The following is an 18,759-nucleotide window of genomic DNA, read 5'->3' on the forward strand; positions in this document are numbered from 1 at the left end:
ACATTTAATTAAAATTTATGGTAAATCTACGTCTCCAGATTTTTCATTTTTTTCAATTTCAAGATTAAAAATATTCACTCCACAAAGAGTGAATAAACTTTTCCACGTTTCCAAAAGAGAAATAATAAAATTCACTGTCTCTGGTTTTGCATTAGGAATGTTAATTTCAATAGTTAAAGAATCTTCAAGAGAGTTTTCAGCTTCGTTAGTAGCTGTAGCATCTGCCAATACAGCAGCTCCAGAACTTAAAAATGCAATTATAGCAAACAAAGATAAAAACTTTCTCATAAAACACCTTATCTATTAAATCGCACAACCACTAACAACTTTTCCATTTGCGACAAAAAAAGACAAAAATATTTCACATTTACACCCCACATAAAACAATATTTAAATAAATAAAGCTACGTGAGGGTACTTGTTTTACTGGATTCTATTGCTTTAAAATTAGTCAGAAATTTTTGTAATCAGGTATCCTTTTTTCAAGTAAATACCTGTACGACCTGGTATTGAGCAAATGGAATAATCACCAAATCCAGAACAACTAGGAACAAGCATCGCTTCTGTTTTTGCTGTTGAACCTGAACGTGGTCCTGCGAATGCACTTGGAACTGCAAAAGCAGAAACACTAGAAACTAAAACAGCTGCAGAAACTAACAAACGAAAAGATTTATTCATAATAATTACCTTTCTATATTTTAAAATCAAAAAGGAAACTGCATTTCTAAGACTTTACTCCATATCTAATTTCTAATGATACCTTCTAAACCAATATCTAGGAGCACGGCCGTCGCGCGCCAAAACTTCCAGAATAACTTTTGATAAAGCCGAATAATCTCTCAAAAGAAAATCCCCGATATGACCATTAATATAGCTCATCTCGTCTCGTCTTTCCTTTATAGACTTAACCTTATTATTATTTAATAACTGTCTTTCGATACTAAATAAATTATTCGCTCTGCTCTCTTCAGTGTAAGGAGTAGCCACCCACTGATTTCTAGAACGCAGAGGACTTTTAACAGTAGGCACACCCCCATTCCCTACAACATAAGCCATCGGAATTCCTGTGGCATAATAACCAGCTTCCACATCTAATGTTAAAGACAAAGAGGTAAAGACACCCAAAAATGCAACCGAAACTAATGAAGAAATGCCTTTATTCATAATGTAAATTCCCATTCTTAAAAACACCTCCTGCACCAATTAATATTTCGAATACAAATTCTAAAGCGAAAACAAACAATCTATTTCGCTTAAATATTTAATCAGTGATCAAAGAAAAAACCAAAATAATACCTTCTTACCGAGTTAGTCTGTTCGTTACAACAGGCTGTACAACTTCTTCTAATACGTCAGGAATAGGAAGAGGAATAGTAATAGAAGGAACAGTTTTTTCAGGGACAGGCTTTCCATCAAGAGATGGATAAATAGATGGGGTATAATAAAAATTCTCTAAAAACGGATAAACGTCAGTTTCCAGAGCAGAAAGCAGCCTCTCTATCAAATGTATAATTAAAAGTGGAGTATACCGAGAATCCTTCCTCGCATCTTGCAATGCATTATGATAATAGAGTCCTTTAAAGTTCCAGTTCTCCCTTTAGTGTCCGCTAACGAAGATGCAGAAACACTAACACTCAAAAACGAAGCTAAAACCACTGAAGAAAAAAATCTTTTCATCACAAACCTCATTAATTATTCACTATTATTTCTTGTTAATGTCACAGCTCATCGATCAAAAAACGAATCTACCATCGGATAAAGATGCATTCTCAAACGCTGTAAAAGATCTCTCATCATGAAAATATACATGAGAGGCTTATACTTATCTGTATCATTCTTCATAAGTTGAGAAAGATAAAAATAATTTGATGTAACAGGATGAACGCCACTGAACCCAGATGGATCTACTCCCAAATAAGGCGCCTTCACAAAAGGAATAGAAAAGACAGCTCCTTGAGGATCAACTATTGGAGTATATGACTCTGGTGAAGCTGTTCTCGAAACAGGAGTCTCCACTGTTGAAGACGCCATAGCATTCATACTTAACAATGCCACAAAAGACGCTGAAAGAATACTTTTCCTCATTAAACCTCTCCTTAGTTAATTGAGAATTGTATTTAAGTTAATTACAATGTGTTTTACAAAACGATAGAATAAAATATATTTATTGTCAATAAAAATCAATATAAATAACAAATTTTGTGTTTTATTATTTTGTATATATTCTACATATTGTAAGATAAAATACATAGTATGATTATATTTTTATTTATACATAGAAATGCTAAGTTATTTATATATTTTATGAATTTTTAAAGTAATGATTTCGATAAATATTCTCAATAACCATAAAAATTATTATAACAAAAACAGATCAACTATGAATAGGAAGTATGAATTATTTTCATGATATACAACAAAATGATTTTAAAATAGAGATGTAATTTAAGGTACAAATCAATTGATTTTAATGAGTAAAAAAAGATAAAATTTCTTATTTGTATTTAGAAAGTAATAATATACAAATTGAATATATTAAGCACTAATATTACAAACTATTAAAAAAAATATTTTATTGATTTTATATAATGACAATGCTGTCACTGCGACGAAAATATTGTCTATGGTACTCATCAGTTAGATGATAACTATCAGTTTTGGTAGGTTAAATTTCAAAATATTCTTGATGGTGAAGATGCTTAAGCTATTGAATATGCCTATACTTTAATGGCAATAGATACAGAATTAAAAATGCCAGTTGTTCATTTGTTTTCTACTCAAACAAGAAATTGATATTTTGTTGTTTGACGTTTTGATAAAGAGAGAAATAATCGGTTTCATATGTACATGGTCTGTACTCTGTTACATCCTGATTTCAGGGTATCATCTCTTGATTATGAAGACTTGATGACACCGACTGTAGAATAAATCAGAATTATTTTCAGTAAATGGCCATAGTTTGCTAAAAAATATGGAGAATTGCGCTTAAATATTGTCTAATTGCCTTAAGAATTACTATCTCTGAACAAAAAGGAGAGGGATGTGATTACATGAATGACTTAAAGTTATAACGGCTATTATTAAGTTATTTGCAATTTGGATTCTCTTTTTATTTGAAATGAATGAGCAAAATACTTTAAAAAATCCCTTATTAAATATAATGTTAGAACTTTGCGTGGATTGGATATTTTTCTACGACGAAAGGCTATTCAAATGAAAATATTTATAAATTGCATAAAACAGAGGTGCGGCTCTATTTTTTGTTAGCGCCTATGATCATGATTAAACAGTTTTGCTACTATTGAAACATGCACAACACCCAATTACGCTAATGATAGTTACACTATCGGTAAGCCGATATAATGATCAGTATTACTGAAACGATTATTAAAAAATATTTTACGCAAAACTTATTGCTGTAAAAAAACAGCGCTAATATTGTAAAAAGACAATTAAAATCTTGCTAACCACTTAGATCAGAATATAAATTTTCACCAATTATCTGATGCAATATCAGGTGGTTATTAACAATGTTATAATAACCAATACAATATCGGTCAGTATTGTATTACACACATTCATACGCTCCACACTTTAAGAGAAATAATAGGAAAGAGAATTATAGGTAATTCAGCAAAAATTAAAAAATAATCAAGAAAATTAGATGAAAAAAAGAGTTTCTAAGAGACAAGTTAAAAAATTATATTTCTTAACTTTATAAAACTATTTAACTTTGAAAAATTGATAAAATCAAACCACTATAGTGTGAATATTCATATATGGCGGAGGGGGTGGGATTCGAACCCACGGTACAGTTCCCTGCACGCCGGTTTTCAAGACCGGTGCCTTAAACCACTCGACCACCCCTCCAAAACAGAGATGTCAAAGACAATAATGTGTCTTTTGGCAAAATTCTTGCAAAAGGTCAATTACTCAAATGTAATTTCAGATATTTTTACTGAATTTTTTTTATAGCCATTGATATTATAAATTATTCTGTAAAATGTTTTGAAAGCATTTAAAATTATAAACTCGTTTTATTAAGCATAATATCAAAAATAAATTGGGAACTAGTTCGCAACATAAGGATTAATTCAGCATAAAATAAATATTTGAAGGCATCGTTTAAACAAATGGTGACAAGATGAAATTGAATAAGAATTTAAATATAATTTCTTTTGCTTTAATCGTTACATGTATTTCATCTATAACCATAGCTTCCCGAAATGCTGTTTTTTATAATTCTCATTGTATAACACCTGAGCATAAGTTTATACAAAGTGTTACTAAAGCAGGTAAAAATTCATTTACTGCTTCACAAATTAAAAATTATCTTATGAAAAATGGTTTCACAAACATCAAACGATTACATTTAGATGACAAAGGTATTTGGCGCGCTTTAGTGAAATTTAAAAAATGTCATTTTTTTATATCGGTAGATTATTCTGGAGCCATTAATATTCAAAATACAAAACAAAATTATGATTAAGTTTGAAATCGATAGTAATATTTCTTCAAATGTTCGTAAGAAAAGCTTTTTAAAAAAAACTTATTATTTTGTTAAAGAGCCTGTATTAATAGGATTTTTAAACGGATGCATCTCCGGAGCAATTGCAATGATTCTTGCTGCATATGGTTATATTGCTATTCCTGGATTTGGCCCAATTATTGCTACGGGGATAGGTATAACGCTTTCCATTGGTGTAATGATTGGTGCAATAATAGGATCAATAATAGGTCTTTTAATTGCTACAGTTGTCAGTTTTTTAAATCGCTTAATATATACTGTAGTAGCCAATTTTTCTTTTAAATCTTATGATAAATAAAAGTATTAATTATTATAGTACTTTAACAATGAATAAAACCTATAATGAATGTTGCAAATATTGATTTCTATGCAGTTTATTCAATATTGATCACTTCTTGCATGATTCTTTAACATGAACTTTCCTATAATTTCTTTTAATCCATAACCAGGATGTATTCCTTCTCGCATCAGTAGACTACGTAATGGTGAGTAATTACGGAGAAGTTCGAGCCCAATGCTTCGCATAATATGAACTGGCAGCATGTTAGAGAGCAAAGAACAATTCAACGCATGAACAAATCCGCTTCGAGTAAAGATATCAGATTTACGACACCGGTTGTAACGATCAACGATCAATTTTGCATCAAAATCAGATATTTTATTAGGCAAAATATCCATTAAAGTTTGTACATCACGAACACCTAAATTAAATCCTTGTGCTCCAATTGGAGGGAAAACATGTGCTGCTTCACCAACTAGAACTGTTCGGTTTGCAGCAAAAGAATTAGGAAGCAAACTTTTAAGTGCCCAAGTTTGAATTGGTGATTCTATTGTAATCTTACCAAGAATTAATTGCATCTGATCTTCTAAAATTTCTGCAATTTTTTGTGATTCCATATTGAGTAACTTCTCAGCACGAAGTGGATTAACCACCCACACAAGACTGGATTTATTTCCCGGAAGCGGAACTTGTGTAAGAGGACCATCTTCTGTATGAAATTCATTTGATATATTCTGATGAGGTAACTTATGTGAAAAATTCAAGACGAGTGCTATTTGCGCGTAATTTCGTTGCTTAACACTAATTCCAGCTGCAGTGCGTGCTGAAGAACGGGAGCCGTCAGCAGCTACAATGAGTGATGTTTCAATGGTTTTTCCATCAGTAAGAGTAATGCATATGTGATTTTTCTGATAATCAAAATATTTTGCAGAAGAAAAAAACCTTGTAATATTTGGAGTATTAGCAACAGAATTGATTAAAGCATTATTTAAATTTACATTCGGGACATTATAGCCAAAAGCTTCTTCACCAATTTCAGAAGAAGAAAAACTTACAGTAGGAGCACGTACAAATCTTGAAGTTATATCGATGATTCTGATAAAAGATAAAGCCGCTGAATGACTCTTAACGATATTCCAAATATGGATTTTTTCAAGCATACGAATCGTCGGATTCATAAGAGCAGTAGTTCGTAATTCATCTATACGAGGAAAGGGACCAATAAGAGAAACAGAATACCCCTTATGTGCAAGATTAAGTGCTGTTAACAAACCAATTGGACCAGAGCCAACGACAGCGATATTGTTATACTCGCTTTTTATAGACGACACAATTATTTGAACCTTTCTGATTTATCAATTAACTTTGAGTTTTCCAAATAAGTAATACCTTTTTATTATATAAAATTTCTCTATTATAATAATATAAAGTTTTTCTATTATATTATCTAATAAGTATTGGAATAGAAAAAATAACCATCTCATGTTTTTTGTAAATTCTTCATACATATAGACAAAAAAAATCCAAAAATGAGGCCAAAACATTGAAATATAAACTCACAGAAAAAATCAAAATGAATGTTGATCAATTTCGCAATAAAGTGGTGACACTACCTCAGGTGAAAGCTTTTTCTGTCCATTTGTTAACCGCATCAGGTTCATTTTTAGCGTTTCTTTCTTTGATATATGCATCTGAAAAAAAGTGGACTGCTATGTTTTTCTGGCTTGGCCTTGCTCTTCTTGTTGATGGTATTGATGGACCAATTGCGCGCAAGCTTGATGTTAAATATGTACTTCCAACGTGGTCTGGCGAGTTACTAGATAACATTATTGATTACGTAACTTATGTTTTAATTCCTGCCTTCGCACTTTATCAAAGTGGTCTGATGGGGTCAGAGTTATCATTTTTATTGAGCGCCATTATTGTTATCTCATCTGCTATTTATTATGCGGATACCGAAATGAAAACAAAAGAAAATTTTTTTAAAGGTTTTCCTGTCGTTTGGAATATGGTGGTTTTTGTGCTTTTTGTTGTCAATCCAGGAGAGTGGGCTGCTTTTATTATCATTTTTCTATCTGCGGTGATTTCTTTTTTACCCATTTATTTTATTCATCCAGTAAGAGTTGTTCGTTTACGTATGCTTAATCTTCCAATTTTTCTTATATGGTGTACTTTTGGAGTAACTGCATTTTTTTACCAACTTAATAATGTGCCTTATTGGATTAAAATTGGAATTTCTGTAACTGGTGTGTATATTTATTGCATTGGTGCAATTATGCAGCTATTTCCTCAATTAGGGGCACAAAAAAAAAGTGAATAGCTTAAGGAAATATAGAAAATGCAAATTGATTTTGGAGCAGGTGATGACATTTCCTTCATAAAAGAGGGGCGTGCTGGTATTATACAATTGACACGTCCCTCTGCATTAAATGCTCTTAATCACAAAATGGTTCTTGCTTTTAGAAAAGCGCTTAATGCATGGGAAAACGATAATGATATTGCTTGCATTTTAATAGAAGGAAAAGGGCGTGCATTTTGTGCTGGTGGAGATATTGTGGAAATTTATCACAAAGGAAAGGTAGAATCTACTTATCAGTATTTTCGTGATCAGTATTGTCTAAGCGCCTATATCAAGCGTTTTCCAAAGCCTTATATTTCTTTTTTAAATGGTATTTGGATGGGAGGAGGGGTAGGCATTTCTATCCATGGCTCATACCGGATTGTAACAGAAAATACGCTTTTTGCTATGCCTGAAAGCGCTATTGGATTTTTTCCAGATGTTGGTGCAAGCTTTTTCTTACCATCTCTTCCTAATCATTTTGGTATTTATCTTGCATTGACAGGTACTCGTATAAAATGGGGAGACTGTTTAAAATTAGGATTAGCAACTCATGCTATTCCTGAATCTGAATGGGATATGATTAAAAAAGCTATTATTGAACAAGGAAATCCTATTCTTGCTTTAGAAAAACAAGCCATTGAACGAGATTATGAAACAAGTGATGAATCACGACGTATTATTAAAGATTGTTTTGGCGTTCAAACATTAGAAGAATGTATAAAATCACTTTACAAAAAAAGTAGTGAGGGGTCTTTGTTTGCTAAAGAATGTTATGATATTTTGCAATTACGTTCTCCAACGAGTTTAAAAGTTATTTGGAGACAAATGAAACAAAATTCATGTCAAACCTTAGAAGAATATATAAAAGTTGAAAACCGTATTGCGCATCATATGATTAATGATCACGATTTTTATGAAGGTATACGTGCTATTTTGATTGATAAGGATCAAACACCAAAATGGAATCCAGATCAACTTTCTAATATAACAGATGAAATGATTGAAACTTATTTTCAACCCGTCGAAAGAGAACTATTATTTTGACAAGCTACTCTCAAAAGAAAGTTTTAAAAACAAATACACTTTCGTTCATTTATAATTTTTACATGCGGTTTTTAGCATTAATTTGTTTAGGATTTAGTATTTTTTATTGGTTACGGCTTGTTGGTATCTTTCCAGGAGCTTTATGGCGGTTTGATCTCATGCCATTACAATGGCAGTATTTATCAGGAACATTAGCCATTGCTTATCCCATTGCACTCATAGGACTTTGGATGTATTCTCAGTGGGGAATTGTTTTATGGTGCATTGCAGCTGTTGTTGAAACATTAGCAATGACCGTTTATCATTCTGATTTTATTTATCAGCCACTTCTTCCATTGCTTCACGGAACACTATTTTTAATTCTTATAATATTTAAAGCTATCATGTCGTTTAAAAAAATTAAGAGAAAGGTACCCACCATAAATCTGTGATTCTCTTGCTATTAAATATCCATATTAACGACGCAACAACTCCCCAAATGCCAGCGGCAACTGTGTACATAAGCATAACGAAACCTCTTGTGATTTTAACCGTGATAAGATTAGTGGATGAACTAAGCAATTGAACACGACAAAACCTTTACAAAGAAATATCATAAATACTCCTTTGTATAAGTATTACGCTATTCAACTAAGTATTACGCTATTCAACCAAACGTTATCTCAAGCATCTCTATAATTTTAGGGCTAGACGCTATTACAATAACTGCACTTAACATACCCCAAACTGCAGGAGCAAATGCCATTCAAGATCACCTTTCTATAAAAGTTCCATAATATATATTATGCGATAAAAATAATTCTTATAATCCCATTTCACATATACCTAATTACAAACAAACGGCTATCCTTATACAAAAAAATATGGCCAAATTTTGTTATAATTGTATTTAATTTTTAATCAATGAGCGGTACATTTGTCTCAAATGTAAGTCCCTGATAAGCGGGTTTTACATAAGGTGGGACATAATTTAAAAGATCATTATAATCGAGAGAGCTATCCATATGTGTTAATATGGCTTGCTTAGGTTTTAAATATTTTATCCAATGCAACGCTTGATCAACCGAAAAATGATTAGGCTGAGGTTGAAATTGAAGAGCATCGATAATTAAAACATCTAAATTCATTAAACCGAGCAAACTTTTTTCAGGAAATTGGTTAACATCTGTACAATATGCAACATTACCAATACGAAAACCCAAAGAATGAATAACACCGTGAACTTGTAAATGTGGATTAAAAGTAATTTCTCCTCCCTTCCCTTGAATTATAAATTTCTTTTCTTGATCAATAAGGTGTGGCTTTAAAATAGGTTTATGGCGAAAACCTTTTGGAGTTTGAAAACAATATCCGAAAGATTTTTTTAAATGCTCTAATGTAAATGCGTCTGCATAAATATCTATCAAACATTCTTGCATCAGCGCATAACATCGTAAATCATCAATTCCATGAATATGATCTGCGTGAGGATGTGTGTAAACGACCGCATCAAGATGATTGACATTCGCATCAATCATTTGTGACCGAAAATCAGGACCAGTATCAATAACAACAGTTGTTTTTTCTCCTGATTTATTAATACGTTCAACTAATAAAGAACTTCTATAACGTTTATTTTTGAGGTTATTTGGATCACAAGTTCCCCAAAAACCGTTTGGACGTGGAACCCCTAAAGACGAACCACAACCTAATATCGTAAACCGATATTTATCAAACATTATTTCTGCCTTATTTCATTTTTCTAAACAAACGAAAAGCATTTTCTGTTGTTATTTGAGCTATTTCTTCAATGCTTAAGCCAATTGTTTCAGCCAAAATAGCTGCTGTATGACGTACAAAAGATGGTTCATTTGTTTTACCACGATAGGGAATAGGAGCTAAAAAAGGAGCATCTGTCTCAATGAGTAAGCGCTCATGAGGTACAATCTTTGCTACTTCACGAACTTCAGATGCATTTTTAAAAGTGAGAATCCCCGAAAAAGATATATAACCACCAAGTTCAATTCCTGTACGAGCAAGCTGCATTCCAGATGAAAAACAATGGAAAATAAATGGAAAGCTTCCCTTTTTCATCTCTTCACGCAATATTTGTTCCATATCAGAATCAGCATCGCGTGTATGAATAACGATAGGCAACTGCGTTTCTCGAGAAGCGATGATATGTTCTCGAAAGCTTTTTTTCTGTTCTTGTGGTGAAGCATAATGATAATGATAATCAAGACCAACTTCACCGAACGCAACAATTTTTGGATGTTGTGAGAAATGAATAAGATTTTCAGCTTTAATATTTTGCTCTTCATGAGCATGATTAGGATGCGTTCCAACTGAACAAAAAATTTGCTCATAAGTTTGTGTAAGCGCTAAAAGATTTTCCAATTTATTAACTTGTGTTGAAATCGTTATCATACGTCCAACATCAGCATCCAAAGCTCGTTGAATGACAGCATCTAAGTCCTGTGCAAAATCTTCAAAATCAAGATGACAGTGCGTGTCAATGAGCATCACTTGTCTCAACTTTCTCTATAATATAACGTGGGAAAATTGGTTCTGGCGGTGGAAGCAAAGTACCCTCTTTAATTTTTGAATCATTTATATTCTGGAATAATCGTTCTTCTTCAGGAATTGCAAGACTATCAAGGAGTTTAGCCGCCGATTGAGGAATAAAAGGCAAAAGCATAATGCCTATCCGTCGCAAGATTTCTACAGTTACATAAAGAACGGTAAAAAATCTTTCTGGATTATTTTTACGAAGGCTCCAAGGTTCTTCACTTGCAAAATAGCGATTAGCATCTGCTACTAGCGAAAAAATAGCCGAAAGCGCTGCATGTGGAGCGCAATGAGACATATTTTGACGTAAATTTTCAAGAACTTGAAAAGATTTTTCTAACAAATGTTCATCTTGACTGCAAAATACAGTGGTTGGTTCAGGAACTTTCGCATCACAATGTTTTTGTATCATAGATAAAGAACGCTGTCCCAAATTACCAAGATCATTAGCAAGATCTGCATTAATACGGTTCACAAAATTATCATGACTATAACTACCATCTTGTCCAAATGGAACCTCTCGAAGGAAGAAATAGCGAACCTGGTCAAGACCATAATGTTCAACCATTTCAAAAGGATCCATTACATTTCCAACAGATTTGGACATTTTTTCACCGCGATTCAGCAAAAAACCGTGTGCAAAAATATGTTTGGGAAGTTCAATCCCTGCGGACATTAAAAATGCTGGCCAATAAACTGCGTGAAAACGAATAATATCTTTACCAATAATATGAACATCCGCTGGCCAAAGATTACATCTTTTTGAATCTTTATCAAAAAAACTAATGGCAGTGAGATAATTTGTAAGAGCATCAACCCAAACATACATGATGTGTTTCGGATTACCAGGAACTGGAACTCCCCAATTAAAATTTGTTCGTGAAATAGAAATATCTTTTAAACCTGATTTAATAAAACTTATAATTTCATTAAACCGTTCATGAGGTGCAATGGAATCAGGATATTTTTCATAATGTTCAAGAAGAGATTCTCCATAACGAGAAAGCCTAAAAAAGTAACTTTCTTCTTCATTCCATTCAACGGGAGAGCCTAATTCTTTTTCATACCGAATACCATCTGCTCTAATCTCAGTATCCTTTTCATCATAATAAGATTCTTGTCGAACTGAATACCACCCAGCATAACGATCAAGATAAATATCACCATTATCTTCCATTTTTTTCCACATCATCTGACAAGTTTTATAATGGCGTTCTTCTGTTGTGCGAATAAAATCATTATTTGAGCAATTGAGCATTGTCAGCATTTTTTGGAAAATAGCACTGTTACGATCTGCAAGCTGCTGAGGCGTTATATTTAACGATTCAGCTGTTTGTTGCATCTTTAGACCATATTCATCCGTACCAGATAAAAAAAATACATCTTTTCCATCTAATCGTTGGAACCGAGCTAAAGCGTCACTCGCAATAGCATTATAAGCATGCCCAATATGTGGAGCACCATTAGCATAAAAAATCGGAGTCGTTATATAATGTGTATCATGCATGCCATACTCATTTTGAAATGCTATATAGGGATATCAAAAACATAACTCTTGTTAACAGTATTGTCACGGAAAAAGCTTTTATTTATGAATGTATTTATGAACTTTAAAAAGCAAATTGATAATAAATTGTCTTTTATCAAGATTAAATAACTGAATTTCTGATATTTCCTTATTAATATCTTGCCATATTTGTGCGTATTTTTTTGAAAGGATTAGATTTCCATTTTCAGCTAATACAACAGCTTTTTTTTGAATTATGTTAAGAATTTCATCGCAAAATTGTTGAAATTGAATGTTCGTATCAAATGAAGAAAGTTTTTGAGCAAAACTTTGTACAATAGCTGGATTATAGACTTTTTGTTCTAGGAGTTTTTCAATAGTCTGAATAATTTCAAGCCCATCGTAGCAAATAAGTAAAGCTGTTTTTCTTAAACTCCCGTGAGATTTTTGAATAATTGATTCAATAGTTTTTTCATCCATTAAAAGATTATTAGAAAAAACATGTGAAATCGCTTGCCTCATCTCATTATTGCATAATGGTTGTAAAAAGACCTGTTGGCAACGTGAACGAATTGTTGGCAATATTTTCCTTGAACAATGCGTAATAATGATAAACAAAGTTTTCTTTGGAGGCTCTTCCAGTGTTTTCAAAATTGCATTAGCAGCATTTTTATTCATATCATCTGCAGAATCAATAATAACGATGCGCCATCCTCCATCTCGCGATGTTTGATTTAAAAAATGTGTAATATTTCGAATTTCGTCAATTGTTATACTGGTTTTAAATTTTTTTGTTTTTAAATCGAAACAGCGTGAAACATGTAACACATTAGGATGGCATCCTTGCATAATTTGATGCCATATCAATGAATTAGAGTCTGGCTGTAAAAATTCACTCTTCTGGTTAGTGAGAAGATTCCAAGCCAAATGAAACGCTAATGTTGTTTTTCCAATTCCACGCTCTCCCTCAAATAATAAAGCATGATGTAAACGCTCTTCTCTACACATTTGCGCTAAAAAATGACGAACTTTTTCATGACCAATGATAATATTATTCTGTGACGGCGATAAAACGCCCTCTATATCATCATATTGGCATGGAACAGCTACATCACTCATGGGATATGATCCAATATTATGTTACTGCATATCTTTTGTATTTGTTGTGCTATTGTCTCTACTGTAAGCATCGCATCAATGACTTGAAATCGATGAGGTTCGTTTCGTGCCAGTTGTAAAAAAGCTTGTCGTCTTTGTTCTTGAATGTTTAATTCATCTTTTTCAAAATAATCTACTTTTCCAGCCTTACTTCTTCGTAAATTTGCACGCTTCATACCGAATGCAGCAGGTATATCTAATAAAAATGTCAAATGAGGCATAACTCCATTTGTACCAATATATTCTAAAACAGAAAGAATATGAGAGCTTACTTGGCCATTTAATCCTTGATAAACACGAGTGGAATCAATAAAACGATCACATAAGACGATTTTTCCAGATTGCAAAGAAGGTGCAATAACTTCAGTAACGTGGTCAATCCGAGCTGCTGTAAATAGAACTGTTTCAAAAAACGCTCCATATTCCTCTACATTCCCCGACAATAAAATATAACGTATTGCTTCTGCACCTACTGTTCCTCCAGGCTCGCGTGTTATAACAACATCATAACCTTTTCTTCTAAAATACTGAGCAAGCAAGGAAATTTGAGTTGTCTTCCCTGCTCCTTCCCCTCCCTCGAATGTAATAAAATAACCTGACACGTATAACCTAATTTCTTATTCTGGATATATTATAAATATTTACGTAACCACCCAATTGTTATTTCATAAAGGGCATCTTTAACTTTTACAAAAAAATTGCCTTCTTGAACATTGGCTCCAATAAAAACTGGTCTTTCAAGAATAATTTTTTTATCTGCTGAAATTTGAAGAACACCAGCTTGTTCTCCTAAAGTCACAGGAGCTTTCAATGGACCATGATATTTAATAACTGCTTTAATATTAGACTTTTTTTCATTTGAAAGCATAAAACTTATGGGTTCTTTAACAATGAATGGAACAGATTTTTTAACTCCACCATAAACAGACGCATAACCAACAATTTCTCCTTTTATAAAAACCGTTTTAACATCAAAGGCTTTCATTCCCCATTCCAAAATACGAACCGATTCTTTTATGCGTTCTTTGTTACTGTGCAAACCGTTTATTGCTAAAAAAAGACGCCTATGATTTTTACAGATAACAGAAACAATTGAAAACCCGTCTTTTTCACTGTAACCAAATCCTAATCCCTCCACTCCAATTTCTTGAGAGATAAGAGGATTTTTATTACGTTGAAAAATTTTATTCCAAGTAAAATGAGGTTCTTGATAAATTTCATAATAATCAGGATATTCATGCACAATATGACGTGCCAATGTAATCATATCGCGTAATGTTACAAATTGTCCTTCTTCAGGAAGTCCTGTTGCATTAACAAAACGGCTATCGAGCAATCCAATTATCTTAGCTCGTTCATTCATAAGTTTTACAAAATCAAACTCATTTCCAGCTATTCCTTCTGCAAGAGCGATTGCTGCATCATTTCCATTGACAATAATTAAACCTCGCAAAAGATCTAAAACACTAACTTCTGTGTTAACTTTTGCAAACATAGTGGTTGTTCCTGAAGGAGCTCCCCCTTTTCGCCAAGCATTTTCACTTACTTTAAATTTTTGTGTTTGAGTTAATACTCCTTCTTTAAGTTGATGAAAAACTACTTCAACAGTCATCAATTTTGCTAATGATGCAGGAAAAAAAACATTATCACTTTGTTTTTCAAAAAGTATTGTATCTGTGTTATCGTCTAATAGAAGTACTTGTGATGCAGAAATTTGAAAATTTTGTGCTTGTACTAGCTCATTGAATGTAATCAACCCTAAAAAAACAAAACAAAACCTTAATATCAAATGCATCCTGATTCTCCCTCATCACGAGAATCAATATAAAGAAGCATATAATAGGAAAAAAGGCTTACTCATTTTTTGTAAGCAAAACATTCAATATATCTACAGGTTTAGTAACACATAAAATTTATTTATATGACTCAAACTCAATATCATACAGATAGATATCATATTGCAGCATACCATCTGCTTAATAATTCTTGTTTTAATTGAACTCCATATAGTTTAACCGTTAAATGAACTCAATTTGCAGAAGCTATTTGATTGAATAATTTAGGTTTACTTGATAAAAGTGGACCAACTTTTGGTAAATTTATGAAGGTAGTCTCAGTGTGTATAACTTCAGTTTGATGTTTTGGTGTCATTATAGCCTGAATTAATCGTTTTTGGCTATCTTCACTTAAAACAAAAAGAGCATTACTTTTTTTCTCTTCTGGAACGTCCGCCAATGCTAACATGGGTGAAGCATATTTCCCTAGTGTATAAGAAGCCATTAAATAATCTTTATCATAGTTATTAATAGGAGCTTCTGAAACATACTCTACTTCAACATTTGCAACGCCTGCAGTTTCGTAACCAAGCATTGTTGCTGCTTGCTTTGATAAATCAATAATTCTATCTTTCATAAAAGGACCACGATCATTCACCCTAACAATAATGGATGATCCATTTTCTAAATTAGTGACGCGAGCATAACTCGGTAAAGGCATTGTAGGATGAGCAGCCGTTAGAAGATTCATGTCATAAATTTCACCATTTGCAGTTAAACGCCCATGAAAATCTGAACCATACCAAGATGCTTGCCCAACACGTTTATAATCTGGCTCTTCTTTTGGATAATACCACTTCCCTTTTATTTGGTAAGGTTTACCAATAATAGCTCGTTTACTGTTTTTTCTTTTTAACTTATTCTGTTTACTTGAAACATTCTTAATATCAGAAACAGCTTTTGTCTTTGTCGCGCTAAGCTTATTAACGTGATTACGATCTTTAACCGTTAATTGTGTTGCTTGATTTGCACAAGCAACTAATATTTGAGTTACAATTACCAAAGAAGAAATTTTAGAGACCGGTTTAATAATAGAGATAAAACTCTCTTTGCTATTTGAAAACATTTGTCTCAGCTCACTATTTTGTTGAATATTTCTAATAAATATAAAGCTACATTTTTTTGTATATAAGAAGAAAAAATTATATTCGGTATTAATCATTTTCTAAGGAAAGTATGGTATCTTAAAAAATCACTTTTTATCAAGAGGTTAACATAATATTAGAAAAACATTTATTATTTTTTATTAAAAATAATTGTTATTCATAAATATTAATAATGTATAAAAAGTAATAAAATCAATACATTAAATAAAAAACAAACACAACAATATAAACTGTGAATAAAAGAAATATATCTACAAAATAGTGATAAATGGCACCAATTAATTGGAAAAACAAATCTAACTTACTGAATCAATTAATAATTCTAATGTAAAGTTTACCAACGCTATTTATTGGTGAGCGCGCAGGGATTCGAACCCTGGACCTACTGATTAAAAGTCAGTTGCTCTACCAGCTGAGCTACGCGCTCCCAAATAAGCTAATTTGCTTACAGAAGTTGAGTGGAACATACGTTTGACTTTTCATTTGGTCAACACTTTATTGAAAAAAATATTATTTTTAATTCAATTTATCAAAACTTTTTTTTATTTTGTATTTTGCAAGAGATTAAATATGAGAAAAATCTAACTTTAGCAGACATTTTATAATTTTCGCGACATCAGAATTCGTCGATATTTTTACGAATAACCATCAATCCTCTATTGTAATCCCAAAGAATCTATTCATTTCAAAATAATAATGATTCTCTACTTAAAGCTTTATAGAAAATTATAAAATTAACTTAAAATTCGATGTATTAAAAATCTACAAGATCAATTAGTTATGATATCCTAAATAATCTTAGAAGACATTATTCAAACTGCAACAAAACATTAATTGAGCAGATCACACTAATCAGCCTTTTTTATTTTCGATGCAGGCAATGTTTTAGCAAAAATAAAAACGCTAATTTTTATTATAAAAAATATTTTACTGATACCAACATTGTTATATCCATTAAAACTCAATAGTAGAATGCAGGATAATGGAATTATAATGCGAGAAATAAGGACTCTTTATCAAATACTACTATTCGTGTTGTATCCTCGATCCCTTTGTGACCGAATATTTTATCTCTAATCAGAAAAGTAATGCAGTGGTAAAGCGCTTACGGTTTTGCACACGAAGAACCAATTAAGAAAGCCGAATATTGGATAGATTTTTTTACAATTAAAACATTTACAGCTGAATTTGAACAAACACATGACGCCTCTTCATTCAAGGTAAGCTGGCCAAATTCAATTAAAATATCTATTATTTACAATATGTTATATCTTATATTTATAGTAATTTATCAAAGTTAAAAAAATTTTTATCAAGCAAATGACTAGGACGCACATTAGACAAAGCACGAATCATAGTATCTTTTCGTCCTGGCATTTTTCTTTCAATATCTTTTAACATTTCTTTCATAGCATTGCGTTGCAAACCATCCTGACTACCGCAAAGATTGCAAGGGATAATAGGAAATTGCATTGCATCAGAAAATTTTTTCATATCCTCTTCAGCTGCATAAACGAGAGGGCGTAAAACAAAAAGATCACCTTTATCATTTATAAGTTTTCCAGGCATAGCTGCTAATCGACCACCATGAAATAAATTCATAAAAAATGTTTCCAAAACATCATCGCGATGGTGCCCAAGTACTAATGCAGAACATCCCTCTTCACGTGCAATTCGATATAAATTTCCACGACGCAATCGAGAACAAAGTGAACAGTACGTTTGTGTATGAGTTAGTTTATCTGTAACAATAGAATAAGTATCTTGATATTCAATACGATGAGGGATTTGATAAGAATTTAAAAAATCAGGAAGAATATGTTTTGGAAAACCCGGTTGGCCTTGGTCTAAATTACAGGCTAAAATTTCAATGGGTAAAAAACCACGCCACTTTAAATCAAGAAGAAGAGCAAGTAAACCATAAGAATCCTTGCCACCAGATAAAGCAACAAGCCACTTACCTCCAGAAGAAAGCATAGAAAAATCATCAAACGCTTGCCGGATATTACGCAAAAGTCGTTTACGTAACTTATTAAACTCTACAGTCGAAGGAGCATTCTGAAATATTGGATGACAATCATCGATCCTTTCTTCTAAAGGATTAATTGTACCCTCTTCTATTGATTGATATTCAGTCTGAGTTTTTTCCATGACATCCACACCTTACATAAGTCAATAGCTTTTATTCTGTTGCAATAAATGTAAGAGGATAAAAAAGAAGCGCTACTTCAAAACTGCAGCGCTAACTAATTCACAAGTTCAGATTATAAATACAAAAAAGAAATGGAGCTATACAGATTATATTAACATTATTACACAAATAACAAAAATCCAATACAGCTCTATCCAAAAATATTCAACCACTTTAATATTACAAAGCATACAATAAGCTTTTTATAATTAAAAAAGTGAT

General features: G+C 32.2%; 19 protein-coding genes and 2 tRNA genes. 5 read left to right on the top strand and 16 right to left on the bottom strand.

Going from position 1 to position 18,759, the window contains the following annotated elements; all coding sequences use genetic code 11:
- Positions 1-15 precede the first annotated feature (15 nt).
- The 6 genes from NPY00_RS02110 to NPY00_RS02135 all read right to left on the bottom strand — a co-directional run bounded on the left by NPY00_RS02110 (position 16) and on the right by NPY00_RS02135 (position 3,870).
- A complete protein-coding gene (locus NPY00_RS02110) occupies positions 16-288 on the bottom strand; it encodes a hypothetical protein (protein ID WP_269020380.1) in 273 nt (90 codons plus the stop codon).
- A gap of 159 nt (positions 289-447) precedes the next feature.
- Positions 448-678 (bottom strand): hypothetical protein, encoded by a 231-nt coding sequence (locus NPY00_RS02115; RefSeq protein ID WP_269020381.1) that lies wholly within the window; start codon positions 676-678, stop codon positions 448-450.
- Between the two features lie 72 nt (positions 679-750).
- Complete coding sequence (locus tag NPY00_RS02120) at positions 751-1,164, bottom strand: hypothetical protein (RefSeq protein WP_269020382.1); 414 nt, start codon at positions 1,162-1,164, stop codon at positions 751-753.
- A 136-nt stretch (positions 1,165-1,300) separates the two neighbouring features.
- A complete protein-coding gene (locus NPY00_RS02125) occupies positions 1,301-1,504 on the bottom strand; it encodes a hypothetical protein (protein WP_269020383.1) in 204 nt (67 codons plus the stop codon).
- A gap of 221 nt (positions 1,505-1,725) precedes the next feature.
- Complete coding sequence (locus NPY00_RS02130) at positions 1,726-2,085, bottom strand: hypothetical protein (protein ID WP_269020384.1); 360 nt, start codon at positions 2,083-2,085, stop codon at positions 1,726-1,728.
- Between the two features lie 1,695 nt (positions 2,086-3,780).
- Positions 3,781-3,870: transfer RNA gene (locus tag NPY00_RS02135), tRNA-Ser, on the bottom strand.
- Between the two features lie 274 nt (positions 3,871-4,144).
- Here NPY00_RS02135 and NPY00_RS02140 point away from each other — a divergent pair.
- Positions 4,145-4,489 carry a hypothetical protein gene (locus tag NPY00_RS02140; protein WP_269020385.1) on the top strand — a complete coding sequence of 115 codons (345 nt, stop codon included), beginning with the start codon at positions 4,145-4,147 and terminating at the stop codon, positions 4,487-4,489.
- The gene (locus NPY00_RS02145; protein WP_269020386.1) at positions 4,482-4,826 is read left to right on the top strand and encodes a hypothetical protein; all 345 of its coding nucleotides are present in this window, start codon (positions 4,482-4,484) and stop codon (positions 4,824-4,826) included. The genes NPY00_RS02140 and NPY00_RS02145 overlap by 8 nt, the downstream gene beginning before the upstream one ends.
- A gap of 80 nt (positions 4,827-4,906) precedes the next feature.
- Here NPY00_RS02145 and NPY00_RS02150 read toward each other — a convergent pair whose 3' ends face one another.
- Positions 4,907-6,139 (bottom strand): UbiH/UbiF family hydroxylase, encoded by a 1,233-nt coding sequence (locus NPY00_RS02150; RefSeq protein WP_269020387.1) that lies wholly within the window; start codon positions 6,137-6,139, stop codon positions 4,907-4,909.
- A gap of 212 nt (positions 6,140-6,351) precedes the next feature.
- On the opposite strand from NPY00_RS02150, the gene pcsA reads away from it, so the two are divergent.
- Genes pcsA through NPY00_RS02165 form a run of 3 tightly spaced genes read left to right on the top strand, consistent with a single transcriptional unit; the run spans position 6,352 to position 8,624 of the window.
- Positions 6,352-7,128, top strand: coding sequence for a phosphatidylcholine synthase (gene pcsA, locus NPY00_RS02155; RefSeq protein WP_329957993.1), 777 nt, complete (start codon positions 6,352-6,354; stop codon positions 7,126-7,128).
- 18 nt (positions 7,129-7,146) lie between these two features.
- A complete protein-coding gene (locus NPY00_RS02160) occupies positions 7,147-8,193 on the top strand; it encodes an enoyl-CoA hydratase/isomerase family protein (protein ID WP_269020389.1) in 1,047 nt (348 codons plus the stop codon).
- Positions 8,190-8,624 (top strand): DUF6163 family protein, encoded by a 435-nt coding sequence (locus NPY00_RS02165; RefSeq protein ID WP_269020390.1) that lies wholly within the window; start codon positions 8,190-8,192, stop codon positions 8,622-8,624. The genes NPY00_RS02160 and NPY00_RS02165 overlap by 4 nt, the downstream gene beginning before the upstream one ends.
- Positions 8,625-9,089: 465 nt before the next feature.
- Here the strand turns inward: NPY00_RS02165 and NPY00_RS02170 are convergent, their stop codons facing one another.
- The 9 genes from NPY00_RS02170 to ttcA form a co-directional block, all read right to left on the bottom strand.
- On the bottom strand, positions 9,090-9,911 hold the full coding sequence (locus NPY00_RS02170) for an MBL fold metallo-hydrolase (RefSeq protein WP_269020391.1): 822 nt from the start codon (positions 9,909-9,911) through the stop codon (positions 9,090-9,092).
- A gap of 10 nt (positions 9,912-9,921) precedes the next feature.
- A complete protein-coding gene (locus tag NPY00_RS02175) occupies positions 9,922-10,695 on the bottom strand; it encodes a TatD family hydrolase (protein ID WP_269020550.1) in 774 nt (257 codons plus the stop codon).
- Complete coding sequence (metG, locus tag NPY00_RS02180; RefSeq protein ID WP_269020392.1) at positions 10,685-12,247, bottom strand: methionine--tRNA ligase; 1,563 nt, start codon at positions 12,245-12,247, stop codon at positions 10,685-10,687. The genes NPY00_RS02175 and metG overlap by 11 nt, the downstream gene beginning before the upstream one ends.
- A 78-nt stretch (positions 12,248-12,325) precedes the next feature.
- Entirely contained in the window at positions 12,326-13,366 is a 1,041-nt protein-coding gene (locus NPY00_RS02185; protein WP_269020393.1) for a DNA polymerase III subunit delta', read from the bottom strand.
- Positions 13,363-14,007 carry a dTMP kinase gene (gene tmk, locus NPY00_RS02190; RefSeq protein WP_269020394.1) on the bottom strand — a complete coding sequence of 215 codons (645 nt, stop codon included), beginning with the start codon at positions 14,005-14,007 and terminating at the stop codon, positions 13,363-13,365. The genes NPY00_RS02185 and tmk overlap by 4 nt, the downstream gene beginning before the upstream one ends.
- 29 nt (positions 14,008-14,036) lie before the next feature.
- Positions 14,037-15,200, bottom strand: a complete 1,164-nt coding sequence (locus NPY00_RS02195) for a D-alanyl-D-alanine carboxypeptidase family protein (RefSeq protein ID WP_269020395.1) — start codon at positions 15,198-15,200, stop codon at positions 14,037-14,039.
- 233 nt (positions 15,201-15,433) lie between these two features.
- Positions 15,434-16,306: a septal ring lytic transglycosylase RlpA family protein gene (locus NPY00_RS02200; RefSeq protein WP_269020396.1), complete on the bottom strand. Its 873-nt coding sequence runs from the start codon at positions 16,304-16,306 to the stop codon at positions 15,434-15,436.
- Between the two features lie 391 nt (positions 16,307-16,697).
- Positions 16,698-16,773: transfer RNA gene (locus NPY00_RS02205), tRNA-Lys, on the bottom strand.
- 851 nt (positions 16,774-17,624) lie between these two features.
- Complete coding sequence (ttcA, locus tag NPY00_RS02210) at positions 17,625-18,497, bottom strand: tRNA 2-thiocytidine(32) synthetase TtcA (RefSeq protein WP_269020397.1); 873 nt, start codon at positions 18,495-18,497, stop codon at positions 17,625-17,627.
- Positions 18,498-18,759 lie beyond the last annotated feature (262 nt).

The organism is Bartonella sp. F02, assembly GCF_026929975.1.
Lineage (GTDB): Bacteria > Pseudomonadota > Alphaproteobacteria > Rhizobiales > Rhizobiaceae > Bartonella.